The 13,620-nt window shown below is 69.1% G+C and carries 12 protein-coding genes; 4 read left to right on the forward strand and 8 right to left on the reverse strand.

Features of this window, described 5'->3' with window-relative positions; all coding sequences use genetic code 11:
* The first annotated feature begins 49 nt into the window (after positions 1-49).
* The 4 genes from GGR16_RS06720 to xylB all read left to right on the forward strand — a co-directional run bounded on the left by GGR16_RS06720 (position 50) and on the right by xylB (position 3,532).
* Complete coding sequence (locus GGR16_RS06720; protein WP_210289417.1) at positions 50-853, forward strand: SIR2 family NAD-dependent protein deacylase; 804 nt, start codon at positions 50-52, stop codon at positions 851-853.
* Between the two features lie 77 nt (positions 854-930).
* Positions 931-1,545, forward strand: coding sequence for a cold-shock protein (locus GGR16_RS06725; RefSeq protein WP_019404086.1), 615 nt, complete (start codon positions 931-933; stop codon positions 1,543-1,545).
* Positions 1,526-2,017, forward strand: a complete 492-nt coding sequence (locus GGR16_RS06730; protein WP_183316064.1) for a DUF192 domain-containing protein — start codon at positions 1,526-1,528, stop codon at positions 2,015-2,017. The genes GGR16_RS06725 and GGR16_RS06730 overlap by 20 nt, the downstream gene beginning before the upstream one ends.
* Positions 2,018-2,062: 45 nt before the next feature.
* A complete protein-coding gene (gene xylB / locus GGR16_RS06735; RefSeq protein ID WP_183316065.1) occupies positions 2,063-3,532 on the forward strand; it encodes a xylulokinase in 1,470 nt (489 codons plus the stop codon).
* A 55-nt stretch (positions 3,533-3,587) separates the two neighbouring features.
* Here the strand turns inward: xylB and GGR16_RS06740 are convergent, their stop codons facing one another.
* The 8 genes from GGR16_RS06740 to GGR16_RS06775 all read right to left on the reverse strand — a co-directional run bounded on the left by GGR16_RS06740 (position 3,588) and on the right by GGR16_RS06775 (position 13,537).
* Positions 3,588-4,307 (reverse strand): DUF1003 domain-containing protein, encoded by a 720-nt coding sequence (locus GGR16_RS06740; protein WP_183316066.1) that lies wholly within the window; start codon positions 4,305-4,307, stop codon positions 3,588-3,590.
* A gap of 56 nt (positions 4,308-4,363) precedes the next feature.
* On the reverse strand, positions 4,364-6,184 hold the full coding sequence (edd, locus tag GGR16_RS06745; protein WP_019404090.1) for a phosphogluconate dehydratase: 1,821 nt from the start codon (positions 6,182-6,184) through the stop codon (positions 4,364-4,366).
* 24 nt (positions 6,185-6,208) lie between these two features.
* Positions 6,209-7,690, reverse strand: coding sequence for a glucose-6-phosphate dehydrogenase (zwf, locus tag GGR16_RS06750; protein WP_183316067.1), 1,482 nt, complete (start codon positions 7,688-7,690; stop codon positions 6,209-6,211).
* On the reverse strand, positions 7,687-8,643 hold the full coding sequence (locus GGR16_RS06755) for a carbohydrate kinase family protein (RefSeq protein ID WP_183316068.1): 957 nt from the start codon (positions 8,641-8,643) through the stop codon (positions 7,687-7,689). Before GGR16_RS06755 ends, zwf begins: the two co-directional genes overlap by 4 nt.
* Positions 8,644-8,705: 62 nt before the next feature.
* Positions 8,706-9,638 carry an ABC transporter substrate-binding protein gene (locus GGR16_RS06760; RefSeq protein WP_183316069.1) on the reverse strand — a complete coding sequence of 311 codons (933 nt, stop codon included), beginning with the start codon at positions 9,636-9,638 and terminating at the stop codon, positions 8,706-8,708.
* Positions 9,639-9,718: 80 nt separating this feature from the next.
* Positions 9,719-10,690, reverse strand: coding sequence for an ABC transporter permease subunit (locus GGR16_RS06765; protein WP_425486570.1), 972 nt, complete (start codon positions 10,688-10,690; stop codon positions 9,719-9,721).
* Positions 10,691-10,761: 71 nt separating this feature from the next.
* Positions 10,762-12,294 carry a sugar ABC transporter ATP-binding protein gene (locus tag GGR16_RS06770; RefSeq protein WP_019404095.1) on the reverse strand — a complete coding sequence of 511 codons (1,533 nt, stop codon included), beginning with the start codon at positions 12,292-12,294 and terminating at the stop codon, positions 10,762-10,764.
* A complete protein-coding gene (locus tag GGR16_RS06775) occupies positions 12,281-13,537 on the reverse strand; it encodes an ROK family protein (protein ID WP_019404096.1) in 1,257 nt (418 codons plus the stop codon). The genes GGR16_RS06770 and GGR16_RS06775 overlap by 14 nt, the downstream gene beginning before the upstream one ends.
* Positions 13,538-13,620: the final 83 nt, after the last annotated feature.

Genomic DNA, 13,620 nt, shown 5'->3' on the forward strand with positions numbered 1-13,620 from the left:
TCGCCGGCTGCTTCAATGCACCCCACGTGGGTAAATGCGGCCGTGGGTGATGATTGCATCTGGTCCTGCAGCTCTCGACGAGGATCTCGGGGTGCTGGCCGAATGGCTGGCCTCGGCCGAGGTCGTCGCGCCCTTCACCGGCGCGGGGATCTCGACGGAGAGCGGCGTGCCCGATTTCCGCTCGCCGGGCAGTCCCTGGCTCACGAACCAGCCCATTGCCTTCGACGCCTTCGTGGCGAGTGCGGAGGCCCGGCGGGAGGCATGGCGGCGCAAGTTCGCCATGGACGACCTCTACGCCGGTGCGGCCCCCGGACGTGGGCATCATTTCCTTGCGGGTCTCGTCGCGACCGGCAAGGCGCCGGCCATCATCACCCAGAACATCGATGGCCTGCAGCAGGCGGCGGGCGTGCCGGAGGAGCGGGTGATCGAGCTGCACGGCAACGGCACCTACGCGGCCTGCCTCGACTGTGCGCAGCGGCAGGAGCTGGCGGAGATCCGCCCGGCCTTCGAATCGAGCGGGCGTCCACCCGCCTGCCCGCATTGCGGCGGCATCGTCAAATCCGCCACCATCTCCTTCGGCCAAACCCTGCCGCAGGCGGCGCTGCAACGGGCTCTGGCGCTGGCGGGCGCGAGCGATCTCTTCATCGCCATCGGCTCCTCGCTGCTGGTCCATCCCGCGGCAGGACTGCCGGTGATGGCGAAGCGGCACGGGGCGCGTCTCGTCATCATCAACCGTGAGGCAACACCGCTCGATGAGATCGCCGATCTTGTGCTCAACGGCGAGATCGGCGCAATCTGCATGCGACTCGCCGAACTGTCCGGCGACGCCGGGCGGAGCATTAATTATTCATGAATTCTGACTTTGCGCTGCGTCTGTGAGTGTTATCCTTGTCTGGGGAATCGTTCTCTACGATTCGGCTGGTGGTTTTCATGTCCGACGATTTTTCTTCAAATGGTTTCGACCCCAAGGTCGGCGCGCCGGATGAAGCGCGCCTGACGGGCAATGCTGATCTGGAATCGGTCGCCGAGCCGGTTGTCGAGCTCGCCGGTCACATCAAGTGGTTCGACGTCGCCAAGGGCTTCGGCTTCATCGTGCCCGACAACGGGCTGCCGGACGTGCTCGTGCACGTCACCTGCCTGAAGCGCGACGGCTATGAGACCGCGAGCGAAGGCGCGCGCGTGGTCTGCGAGGTGGCGCGCCGCGCACGCGGCCTGCAGGCCGTGCGCATCATCTCCATGGATGAATCGACGGCCCTCCATCCGAGCGAATTGCCGCCGCCGCGCACGCACGTGACCGTCGTGCCGACGAGCGCGCTCGAAACCGTCACCGTGAAGTGGTTCAACCGCCTGCGCGGCTTCGGCTTCGTCACGCGCGGGGAAGGCACCCCGGACATCTTCATCCATATGGAGACCCTGCGGCGCTTCGGCATCACCGACGTGAAGCCCGGCCAGCAGCTGCTCGTGCGCTTCGGCAACGGGCCGAAGGGTCTCATGGCGGCAGAGGTGCGCCCGGCGGACGGGGGCCATGCTCCCGCCACCCATTGAGGCCGGTGCCGCGGTGAGCTCATGGCGGCGCCTTCGGCTCGGCCTGGCCGCTGTCGTCTTGCTCGCCTCGGCCACGGCCGCGGTGGCACAATCCCTTGAGAACCTGACGATCCACACGGCGAGCGGCAGCCACGCCTTCGCCGTCGAGGTCGTGCGCACGCCGGAGGAGCGGGCCGTCGGCCTCATGAACCGCCGGTTCCTCCCGGCCGATCGTGGCATGCTCTTCGATTTCGGCGAGACGGCACCGGTCTCGATGTGGATGAAGAACACCTATATCTCGCTCGACATGCTGTTCATCCGGGCCGACGGCACCATTGCGCGCATCGCTCAGCGCACCGAGCCGCTGTCGACCCGCATCGTGCCGTCCGGTGAGCCCGTGCTGTCGGTGCTGGAGCTCAATGCCGGCACGGCGGCGCATATCGGCGCAAGGCCCGGGGACAAGGTGGAGCACCCGCTGTTCTCCGGCCGGTAGGACGCTGCAGCGACGAGGACGGGCGGTTCCGCGCCCGGTGAACGCATGTACCTCGGCATCGACATCGGCACATCGGCCGTGAAGGCCGTTCTGGTCGGCGAGAACGAAGCGCTGCTCGCCGAGGCGGAGGAGGCGCTCGCCATCGCGCGTCCGCACCCGCTCTGGGCCGAGCAGGACCCGCAGGACTGGTGGCAGGCGACGGAAACGGCCGTGGGCCGGCTGCGGCGCGCCGCACCCCGGGCCTTCGCCGCCGTGCGCGGCCTCGGCCTGTCCGGCCAGATGCATGGGGCGGTGCTGCTCGATGCGGCCGGCGATGTGCTGCGCCCGGCCATCCTCTGGAACGACGGTCGCGCCCATGCGGAATGCGCCGCGCTGGCCCGCCGCCTGCCCGCGCTCGGCCATATCGCCGGCGTGCCGGCCATGCCCGGCTTCACGGCGCCGAAGCTCCTGTGGCTGGCAACGAACGAACCCGAGACCTTCCGCAGGGTGGCCAGGGTCCTTCTGCCCAAGGACTATATTCGGCTTCGGCTCACGGGCGAGGCGGTCACCGACATGTCTGACGCGGCCGGCACGCTGTGGCTCGACGAAGCGCGCCGCGATTGGTCGGACGACATCCTCGCCGCGACCGGCCTCACGCGGGCGCACATGCCGCGCCTCATCGAAGGCACGGCCGCGGCCGGCAGCCTGCGAGCCGAGACGGCACAGGCGCTCGGCCTGCCGCGCGGCCTGCCGGTCGCCGGCGGCGCGGGCGATGCCGCAGCGGGAGGCATCGGCATCGGCGCCGTCAATGACGGCGATGCCTTCCTCTCGCTCGGCACCTCGGGGCAGTATTTCGTCACCACCAACAGCTTCCGGCCTTACCCGGAGGCCTATGTGCATGCCTTCTGCCACGCCCTGCCCGGCCGCTGGTTCCAGATGGCGGCGCTGCTCAACGGCGCGAGCGCGCTCGGCTGGGCGACGAAGATCCTCGGGGCCGACGATATTGGCGCTCTCCTTGCCCGCACCGAAGCCGCCTTTTCGGGCCGGCCGGCCCGCCCCCTGTTCCTGCCCTATCTCACGGGCGAGCGCACGCCGCACAATGACCCGCATGCCCGCGGCGTGTTCTTCGGCCTCGCGCCGGACGCGACGCGCGAAGAAATGGTCCAGGCGGTGCTCGAAGGCGTCGCCTTCTCCTTCGCCGAGGCGCAGGAATGCCTTGCCTATGCCGGGACGCATGCAGCCTCCGTCGCCGCGATCGGTGGCGGCTCGCGCAGCCGTTTCTGGATGCGCCTGATGGCGAGCGCGCTCGAGCGTCCCATCACGCTCTACAGCGGCGGCGCGAAGGGCCCGGCCTTCGGCGCCGCCCGGCTCGCCCGGATCGCGACCACGGGCGAGGACCCGGCCGCCGTGTGCCGGACGCCGCCGATTGCCGAGATGATCGAGCCGGACCGGGTTCTCGTCGAGGCCTATCGGCCGGCCTTCGCTCGTTTCAAGCACCTCTATCAGGCGCTGAAGAGCGAATTCCAGACGGATTAAGCAAGACTTATCAGCGCATTACACGATCCAGCTCAACCATATCCTTCGCGGCCGGCTATTTGCGGCGAAGGGTGCTGATCTCTTCCATCAGCTCGATCTGCAGTTTCTGCAGCTCCGTCAGCCGCTGCCATTGCCGGGTGAGGAGATGGTCGATCTTCTCGTGCAGATGGCGGATCTCGAGCTCGGCCTTGAGATTGATGAGATAGTCGTTGCGGGACCGCAGCCGGTCCTTCGCCTCCTGCCGCTTCTGGCTCATCATGATGATGGGCGCCTGCACGGCGGCAAGGCACGACAGCACCAGGTTGAGCAGGATGAAGGGATAGGGATCGAAGGCCTGCCCTGCGGCCGATCGCGCATTGAACGTGATCCAGACGGCGAGCGTGATGCTGAAGACGATGATGAAGGTCCAGCTGCCGCCGAAGCGTGCCAGATTGTCGGCCATCCGCTCGCCGAACGTGCGCTGGCCGCTGTATTCGTGCTCGACATTGGCGGCGAGCGTGGTCTCGCTCGTCATGCTCTCGGCGACGCGCCGGTCGAGATCCGAGAGCTCTCCCCGCTCCTGCCTGAGCAGGTCCTCGACATAGCCGGCGCGATGGCGCGCGAGGTCCAGCCGGTCGATGGCCCCCGTCTCGGCGAGCTGCGGCTGTTCGTGCAGCACGCGCTGCAGCAGCTGGGGGCTGACGACGTCCAGCGGCACGGTGTCGGACTTTTTCGACGCCCGCTGTTCCCTCCGAGAGCCGCCCTGCCCACGCGTGCGGTCGTTGCGCTCGGCCATGCTGCACCTCCAGGGGAGCCGTTTGCCGTCACCCTATCCGTGCGCAGCCTGCCATCTCAAGCCGGGAAGATGGCCGCTCCCTTGTCCGCCGTGCCGACCAGGTGGCGGAAGCCGGCGAAGAGCTCCCGGCCGACGCCGACGTGCGAGGCCGACAGGTCCGCCTCCACCGGCGCGCGCGCCGCAAATTCCCTCGCGTCGACCAGGACGTCGAGGCGACCGCTGACGGCATCGACGCGGATGACGTCGCCGTCGCGGATCCTCGCGATGGCGCCGCCGTCCGCGGCTTCGGGCGTGACGTGGATCGCAGCCGGCACCTTGCCCGAGGCGCCCGACATGCGCCCGTCGGTGACGAGGGCGACACGCTGGCCGCGGTCCTGCAGCACCGCGAGCGGCGGCGTCAGCTTGTGCAGCTCCGGCATGCCGTTCGCCTTCGGCCCCTGATAGCGCACCACGGCGACGAAATCGCCCGTGAGGGTGCCGGCCTTGAAGGCCGCCTGCAGTTCCTCCTGGCTGTGGAAGACGCGCGCCGGCGCCTCGATCACGTGCCGCTCGGGCGCCACGGCCGAGGTCTTGATCACGGCCCGGCCGAGCGGGCCGTCCAGCACCCGGAGCCCGCCGGTCGCCTGGAAGGGCTCGCCGACGCCGCGCAGGATGTCGGTGTTGCCGCTCTCGCTCGCCGCCTCGCGCCAGGCGATGCCGCCGTTCTCGTCGAGGCCGGGCTCCACGAGATAGCCGTCGAGCCCCGTGCCCCAGACAGTGGTCACGTCCCGGTGCAGCAGGCCGCCGCCGAGGAGCTCGCGGATGAGAAAGCCCATGCCGCCGGCGGCGTGGAAATGGTTCACGTCCGCCTTGCCGTTCGGATAGACGCGCGCGAGCAGCGGCGTCACCTCCGCGAGGTCTGCGAAGTCGTCCCAGGTGAGGGCGATGCCGGCCGCCGCCGCCATGGCGACGAGATGCAGGGTGTGGTTGGTCGAGCCACCCGTCGCGTGCAGGCCGACGACGCCGTTGACCACGGCCTTCTCGTCGATGATGCGCCCGACCGGCGTATATTCGTTGCCGAGCGCCGTGATGGCGATGGCGCGTTTCGCCGCCGCCTGCGTCAGGGCATCGCGCAGGCTGGTGTTCGGATTGACGAAGGACGCGCCCGGCAGGTGCAGGCCCATGATCTCCATGAGCATCTGGTTGGAATTGGCCGTGCCGTAGAAGGTGCAGGTGCCGGGCCCGTGATAGGACTTCATCTCGGATTCGAGCAGCGCGTCGCGCCCCACCTTGCCCTCGGCGTAGAGCTGGCGGGTCTTGGCCTTGTCGTCGTTGGAGAGGCCCGAGGTCATCGGCCCCGCCGGCACGAAGACGGCCGGCAGATGGCCGAAGGACAAGGCGCCGATGACGAGGCCGGGCACGATCTTGTCGCAGACGCCGAGGAAGACGGCGGCATCGAACATCTGGTGTGACAACGCGACCGCCGTCGACAGCGCGATGACGTCGCGCGAGAACAGCGATAGCTCCATGCCGGCCTCGCCCTGGGTGACGCCGTCGCACATGGCCGGCACGCCGCCGGCGACCTGGGCAGTGCCGCCCGCCTCGCGCACGGCGGCGCGGATGAGCTCGGGAAAGCGCTCGAACGGCTGGTGCGCCGAGAGCATGTCGTTGTAGGCGGTGACGATGCCGAGGTTCGGCGCGTCCGAGCCGGCGAGCCGCTCCTTGTCCTGCGGCCCGCAGGCGGCAAAGCCGTGCGCGAGATTGGCACAGCCGAGATGGCCGCGCCGCGGTTTGGCCTCGGCCGCGGCGGCGATGCGTTCGAGATAGCGCGTGCGCGCGTCGCGGCTGCGCCTTGCGATGCGTTCGGTGACTTCACCGATCCGCGCCTGAACGGTCATGGCAATCTCCGTTGATCCGCTGCGCTACAGCGCGCCGTCTTCGTACCAGGTGCGGCCGTCGCGCTCGATGAGGGCGATCGACGCGGAGGGGCCCCACGTGCCCGCCGTGTAGGACTTGGGGGCGTCGCGCGTCTCCTGCCAGGTCTCGATGATGGGGTCGATCCAGGTCCAGGCCGCCTCCACCTCGTCGCGGCGCATGAACAGCGTCTGGTTGCCACGCACCACGTCGAGGATGAGGCGCTCGTAGGCGTCCGGATTGCGCACGCCGAAGGCCTCGGCGAAGCTCATGTCGAGCGGCAGGTGCTGCAGGCGCATGCCTCCGGGGCCGGGATCCTTGATCATCAGCCACAGCTTCACGCCCTCGTCCGGCTGCAGCCGGATGACGAGGCGGTTCGGCGTGATCGGCCCGGCGCCGGCATCGAAGACCGAATGGGGAATGGCGCGGAAGGTGACGACGATCTCCGACACCCGTGTGGCGAGCCTCTTGCCCGTGCGCAGGTAGAACGGCACGCCGGCCCAGCGCCAGTTGGCGATCTCGGCCTTCAGGGCGACGAAGGTCTCCGTGTTGCTGACATGGGCGCCGAGCTCCTCGAGGTAGCCCGGCACCGCGCCGCCGGCCGACGCGCCGGCGCGGTACTGGCCGCGCACCGTGAGCTGACCGGCATTGTGCGGGCCGATCGGCACCAGCGCCTTGAGAACCTTGAGCTTCTCGTCGCGGACAGGGTCGGCCGCGATCGAGGTCGGCGTCTCCATTGCGACGAGGCAGAGCAGCTGCAGGATGTGGTTCTGCACCATGTCGCGCATGGCACCGGCGGTGTCGTAATAGCCCGCCCGCCCCTCGACGCCGAGGGACTCGGCCACCGTGATCTGCACATGGTCGATGTGCGCGGCGTTCCACAACGGCTCGAACAGCGCATTGGCGAAGCGCAGCGCCATCAGGTTCTGGACGGTCTCCTTCCCGAGATAATGATCGATGCGGTAGATGCTTTCCTCGGGAAAGACGCGGCCGATGGCCTCGTTGAGCCGCTGCGCCGAGGCAAGGTCCTTGCCGAGCGGCTTCTCGACCACGACGCGTGAGCGCCCGTCGACGAGGCCGTGCGCGCCGATGTGTTCGCAGATCGGGCCGAAGAGATCGGGCGACGTCGCGAGATAGAAGACGCGGACGAAATGCTCCTCGGCCTCGGCGGCGCGGGCAAGGGCGTCCCAGCCCTCCTTGCCGCCGGCATCCGCCGCGACATAGCTCAACCGGGCGAGGAATCTCTCGAGCGCGAGAGGCTCGATATCGCGCGCCGCGACATGTTCTTCGATCGCCTTCTTCGCCAGCGCGCGAAACGCTTCATCGCTCAGGCTGCGGCGCGAGGTGCCGACGATCCGCGCCTCGTCCGGCAGTTGCCCGGCCTGGTCGCGGTGGTAGAGCGCCGGCAGCAGCTTGCGCTGGGAGAGATCGCCCGTCGCCCCGAAGACCACGAGCACGAACGGAGAAACAGGAATAACACGGCTCGTCATACCATTGTTCTTTCGTGCAAAATCGCTTCCACGTCCTGCCGCGACGGCAGGTCGGCGCCGCGTCGGCTGCAGGTGATCGAGGCGGCGCTCGCCGCATAGTGCAGCGCTTCGGTGACGGTCTCGTGGTCGATCGTCGCGATGGCCGGCCGGTCGAGCTTGCCGCGTCCGGCGAGGAAGGCAAGAAGCGCGGCATGGAAGGTGTCGCCGGCGCCGACGGCATCGACGAGCCTGATCGGCCGCGCCGGCACGTGGAGAACGGCCCCGTCGGCGAGATAGGCGCTGGCGCCCTTCTCGCCCCGGGTCACCGCGACGAGCTTCACTCCTGCCGCGAGCCAGGACGCCGCCATCTCGCCGACATCGGCCGCCTCGCCATAGGCGGTGGCGATGTCCTCCGCGCTCGCCTTGACGATGGTGGCATGGGTGACGAGCCGGGCGAAGCGCTCCCGCCAGGCGCCCATGTCACCGATGAGGTCCGGCCTCAGATTGGGATCGATGCTGACGACGCGGCGCGCGCCTTCCCGCGCGAGAAGCGTCTCGATGGTCGAGCCCACCGGCTCGACGCCGAGGCTGTAGGAGCCGACGGCGATGGCGGCGAAGCCGCTGCAATCCGGCAGCGCCTCGGCCGGCAGGTCGCGGTCCGCCGCCTGCTCGCCATAGAACCGATAGTGCACGCTGCCGTCGTGGGTCGCCGTCGCCAGCGACAAGGTGGTCGGCCGGTCGCTGCGCCGCACGTGGGCGACATCGACGCCGTTGCGCACCAGCGTGGCGACGAGTTCCTCGCCGAGCGGATCGCGGGCGATGGCGCCGCAGAACGCGGCGGGGCAGCCGAGGCGCGCGAGGCCGACGGCGACATTGAAGGGCGAGCCGCCGACGACGGCTTCGGCATCGAGCCCCCCCGCGCCGCGCGCCTTGATGAAGAGATCGACGAGCGCCTCGCCGCAAACGAGAATCATGACCCTGGCATGCCTCTTGTTGTGCGGGCGCCGGTCGCCGGCGCCCGCCAAGGTGGGACGGCTCAGCTGCGCGGCGCCGACCAGCCCTTGTAGTCCTTCACGTTGTCGCGCGTGACGAGCGTCGAGGGCATCAGCACCATCGGCTGGTCCGGCTTCTTGCCGTTCATGATGCCGTAGCCGACCTCGACCGCCTGCTGCGCCATGGCGTAGGGGTCCTGGCTGGCGGAGGCCTCGACCATCGTGTTGCCCTTGAGAGCGGCCTCGATGTCCGGCGCACCGTCGACCGAGGTGATGATGATGCCGGTGCGGTTCAGCTGCTTGGCGGCGAGATCGGTGCCGATCGCCTGCGGGTCGTTGATGGCGAAGACGGCATCGATCTTCGGGAAGCGCGTGAGGTGCCCCTGCATGACGTTGAGGCCGCCCTCGCGCGAGCCCTTGGCGTCCTGATCCAACGACAGCACCTTGATGCCCGGCGTCTTCTCGAACACGGCCTTGCAGCCGTTGACGCGGTCGATGACCGCCGAGACCTGCGGGCCGTTCTGGATGATGACCTCGCCCTTGCCGCCGAGCTTGTCGACGATGTACTGGCAGGCGATCTCGCCGGCCTGGACGTTGTTGGTCTGCACCGTCGCATCCGCGCCGGAGGCCGCGACGTCCACCGCCATCACGACGATGCCGGCCGCCTGCGCCTTCTTCACCGCCGGCTCGATGGCCTTGGGATCGACGGCGTTGAGAAGGATGAGATCGACGCCGGAGGCGATGAAATTGTCGATCTGGGTGAACTGCTTGTTGAGGTCGTAGTCGGCCGAGACCGAGGTGACGCGTGCGGCCGGGTTGATCTCCTTGGCCTTGGCCTCGGCGCCCTTGGCGAGCGTGACGAAGAACGGGTTGCCGAGCGAGCCGAGCGTGATGCCGACCGCCTTGAGGTCCTTGGCGCTGGCGACGGAGGTCGCGAGTGCAAGAGCGGCACCGGCAAGCAGAACGCGTTTCAGCATGATGTTTCCCTCCCTGGTCCTGTCGTTGAGCGTCCGCGGCGCCGGACCAGTACGGCGCCGATCATGAGCCGGACGGCCTGTCAGGTGCGGGCGCTGCCCTGCAGGCGGAAGCGGTCGAGCGCCACGGCGCCGATGATGACGAGGCCCTTGATGATGAACTGCCAGATGTCGGACACGCCGAGCAGGATGAGGCCGTTCGACAGCACGGCGATGATCAGCGCGCCGATGAGCGTGCCCCAGATGGAGCCGATGCCGCCGACGAAGCTCGTGCCCCCGAGGATCACGGCGGCGATGGCATCGAGTTCGTAGGACTGGCCGAGCTGCAGGCCGTTGGCGGCATAGAGCCGCGCCGCCGACATCGCTCCGCCGAGGCCGGCGAGCAGGCCGGAGACGGCATAGACGAAGAGCAGCACGGCCCAGACCTTGATGCCGGACAGGCGCGCCGCATCGGCATTGCCGCCGACGGCATAGATGTGAACGCCGAGCACCGTGCGCCGCAGGATGAACCAGGAGGCGAGGATCACCGCGACGGCGATGACCGCGAGCCACGGGATCGAGAGGATGCCCGGGATGATGACGAGCGAGCCGTTGCCGATGAAGGCGAAGGGCAGCTCCGGGTTGAACACCGTCGTGTCGTTGCCGAGCAGGCGCGCGATGCCGCGCACGGCCGTCAGCGAGCCGAGCGTGACGATGAACGGCGGCAACCGCACGAAGGCGATGAGCGCGCCGTTGAGGAGGCCGAAGAACAGGCCCGTCGCCATGGCGGCCGGCACGCCGAAGACGCCGAAATCCTGCGAGGCGATGACGGCGACCATGGCCGAGGCGGCGAGGATCGAGCCGACGGACAGGTCGATGCCGCCCGTCAGGATGACGAAGGTCATGCCCGCGGCGAGCACCGTGTTGATCGCCGCCTGCTGGGCGACGATGGACAGGTTCTGCGCCGTCAGGAACCGTCCGTCCCCGGTGACGTAGATGGTGAGCAGGTGAATGAGGATGCACAGGATGACGAGCACCGGCAGCATGCCGACGGTGCGCACCAGTCCCTGCAGCATGATGCGCCGATGTGTGGCGAGCGCGGCTTCTTCGGCTGCGGACATGGGGACGTTCCCTCTCGTCTGGTCGCTCATTCGGCCGCCATGAGCGAGCGGTCGACACCGGTTGCGAGCGCGATGATGTTTTCCTGGGTGATGGCGTAGCCGGTCTCCCCGCCGACCTCGCCCGCGATCTCGCCCTCGCGCATGACGAGGACGCGGTCGGCGATGCCGACGATCTCGGGCAGTTCCGACGAGATGACGAGGATGCCGACGCCGGTCTTCGCCAATTGGTCGATGATGCGATAGATCTCGGACTTGGCGCCGATGTCGACGCCACGCGTCGGCTCGTCGAGGATGAGCACCTTGGGCTCCGTCTCGAGGAGGCGCGAGAGCAGCACCTTCTGCTGGTTGCCGCCCGAGAGGGAGCCGACCGTCACCTCCGGGCTCGCGACGCGGATGGCGAGCGACTTGATCGCCCGCGCCGCCCGCCACCTGCCCTTGCCGCGGTTGAGGACGCCGGCCCGGGCGTCGCGGCCGATGACGCCGAGGTTGAGGTTCTCCGCCACCGTCATGTCGAGGAAGAGGCCCTGGGCCTTGCGATCCTCCGTCAGATAGACGAGCCCGGCGTCGATGGCATCCTGCGGCCGGCGGATGTCGGCCGGCTTGCCGGCGACGACGATCTCGCCGCTCGTGCGCGTGTCGGCGCCATAGACGAGACGCGCCAGCTCCGTGCGCCCTGCGCCGACGAGGCCGGCAAGGCCGAGCACCTCGCCCGCATGGAGCGTGAAGGAGCAGTCCTTGACGCGTGTGCCGTCGCCGACGTCACGCACCTCGAGCACCGGCGCGTTGCGCACGCCCGGCACGTGGTCCTTCTTGTAGAAGGACGACAGGTCGCGGCCCACCATCATGCGCACGATGGTCTCGGGCCGGATCTCGTCACGGCCGAGGGTGCCGACATAGGTGCCGTCGCGCAGCACCGAGACCCGGTCCGACAATTCGTAGACCTCGGCCATGCGGTGCGAGATGTAGATGATGGCGAGCCCCTCGGCCCTCAGCTGGCGCACGAGCGCGAACAGCCGGTCCGTCTCGCGCGAGGAGAGCGCCGTGGTCGGCTCGTCCATCACGAGGATGCGCGACTTGGCGTGCACCGCGCGGGCGATCTCGACGAGCTGGCGCTCGGCGATCGACAGGTCCGCGACCAGCGTGCGCGGTCCGAAGGTGGCGCCGAGGCGCTTGAGGATCTCGCCGCAGCCCTCCGCCATCGCCTGGCGATCGATCATGCCGCGGCGGCCGATCTCCATGCCGAGATGGATGTTCTCGGCCACCGTCAGGTTCGGCGCGAGCGCCAGCTCCTGGTAGATGATGGCGATGCCGTAGGCCTTGGCGGCGAGCGGGCCGTCGATCACCACAGGCTCGCCGTCGATGCGGATCTCGCCGCCGGGATCCGCCTGATAGGCGCCCGACAGCACCTTCATCAGCGTCGACTTGCCGGCGCCGTTCTCGCCCATGAGCGCGTGGATCTCGCCGGGATAGATCGTCAGCTGGACGTCGTTGAGCGCCTTGACGCCGGGGAAGGTCTTGGAGATGGCGCGCATCTCGAGGATGGGCTCAGGCGAAGACATGCTCGCTGCCTCCCTTGACGCCGACGGCCGCCTCGCCGGTCAGGATGCCCGCGCGCGGGCTGAAATGGACGAAGAGCGGCAGGCTCGCGGCCCCGAGCGCGCCGGCATAGGGGCCGAAGTGCCCGGCCCGCACGACCGGCGGCGTACGCGCCTCGGCGACCCCCGCAGCGAGCGCCTTCTCGAGCCGCGCGATCAGCCGGTCGATCCAGACCCGGTCGAGATCGCTGTCGACGGCGACGAGCGAGATGTCGAGCAGGGCGCGCATGGCGAGCAGCGGCCCGGCCAGCGCATCGACGCAGTCGTCCATCCATTCCTCGACCGCGTCGGGATGAGCATTCATCGCCCCTGGCAGGTCGCCGAGGCCGGTCACCTGCGCGCCGCAGTGGCGCAAATGGCGGATGAGGGCATTGAGCGAGGCCCGCGTCAGGAGGATGTCCGTCTGCGGCCCCTGCGGCGCCGACGGCAGCCGGCTCGGCCCGGCGGGCATCACCGCGACGTCGGCGGCATTGCCGGTCTCGCCGCGCAGGTAGTCGCCGCCCATGGCAAGGCCGCCGCCGATGCAGGGCCCGATGAAGAGATAGAGGAAGTTGTCGGCCTCGTGGCCGAGCCCATGGAACAATTCGGCGATGGCCGCCGCGGCGCCGTCGTTCTCCTCCACGGTGGCGAGGCCCGTGGCCCGGGCGAGCTCGCCGGCGAAATCCGTCTCGTCCCACTCGTGCAGCGACGGCACCTCGACGAGGTCGAGCTGCTGCAGCCAGCTGCCGAGATTGTAGGGGCGGCCGATGCCGATGCCGGTGATGCGCTCGCGCATCTCCGGCGTGCAGAAGGCGCGCAATTGCTCCACGTCGCGCTGGACGATGTCGAGCGCCACGGCCGGCGACGGCAGGTCGATGTCGTGGGTGTACTGGGCAAGGAGGTGGCCGCCGAGGTCGACGAGCACCGTCTCGATGCGGCTGCGGTCGAGCCGCACGCCGATGCCGTAGGCTCCCGCCCTGTTGAGGCGCATAATCGTCGCCGGCTGGCCGCGCTGGCCGCGGTGGCGCTTGCCGACGGTCTCCACGAGCCCGAGGGCGTCGAGTTCATCGACGATCTGGCCGACAGCCGTGCTGGTGAGGTCCGCGGCGCGGGCAAGGTCCGCCTTGGACGCTTCGCCGAGACGGCGCAGGCAGCGCAAGACGAGACGCTGGTTGTACTGCCGGATCTGCAGGGAATTCGTCCCCTGCCCGGCCCGCATGGCACGCATGGCCCGTCCCTGTCGTTCCCCGGCCGCTTTGGCGACCTTTTTATAAATCACGTTGACTTATTAAGGAGCGTTCTGCCGCCGCT

The organism is Chelatococcus caeni, from assembly GCF_014196925.1.
GTDB classification, from domain to species: Bacteria; Pseudomonadota; Alphaproteobacteria; order Rhizobiales; family Beijerinckiaceae; genus Chelatococcus_A; species Chelatococcus_A caeni.

Excerpts from the sequence above, each read along its gene's own strand:
- edd (WP_019404090.1), bottom strand. The coding sequence starts at position 6,184 with ATGACCGTTCAGGCGCGGATCGGTGAAGTCACCGAACGCATCGCAAGG.
- GGR16_RS06760 (WP_183316069.1), bottom strand. The coding sequence starts at position 9,638 with ATGCTGAAACGCGTTCTGCTTGCCGGTGCCGCTCTTGCACTCGCGACC.
- GGR16_RS06730 (WP_183316064.1), top strand. The coding sequence starts at position 1,526 with ATGCTCCCGCCACCCATTGAGGCCGGTGCCGCGGTGAGCTCATGGCGG.
- zwf (WP_183316067.1), bottom strand. The coding sequence starts at position 7,690 with ATGACGAGCCGTGTTATTCCTGTTTCTCCGTTCGTGCTCGTGGTCTTC.
- GGR16_RS06770 (WP_019404095.1), bottom strand. The coding sequence starts at position 12,294 with ATGTCTTCGCCTGAGCCCATCCTCGAGATGCGCGCCATCTCCAAGACC.
- GGR16_RS06740 (WP_183316066.1), bottom strand. The coding sequence starts at position 4,307 with ATGGCCGAGCGCAACGACCGCACGCGTGGGCAGGGCGGCTCTCGGAGG.
- GGR16_RS06720 (WP_210289417.1), top strand. The coding sequence starts at position 50 with ATGATTGCATCTGGTCCTGCAGCTCTCGACGAGGATCTCGGGGTGCTG.
- xylB (WP_183316065.1), top strand. The coding sequence starts at position 2,063 with ATGTACCTCGGCATCGACATCGGCACATCGGCCGTGAAGGCCGTTCTG.
- GGR16_RS06775 (WP_019404096.1), bottom strand. The coding sequence starts at position 13,537 with ATGCGTGCCATGCGGGCCGGGCAGGGGACGAATTCCCTGCAGATCCGG.
- GGR16_RS06755 (WP_183316068.1), bottom strand. The coding sequence starts at position 8,643 with ATGATTCTCGTTTGCGGCGAGGCGCTCGTCGATCTCTTCATCAAGGCG.
- GGR16_RS06725 (WP_019404086.1), top strand. The coding sequence starts at position 931 with ATGTCCGACGATTTTTCTTCAAATGGTTTCGACCCCAAGGTCGGCGCG.
- GGR16_RS06765 (WP_425486570.1), bottom strand. The coding sequence starts at position 10,690 with ATGCTGCAGGGACTGGTGCGCACCGTCGGCATGCTGCCGGTGCTCGTC.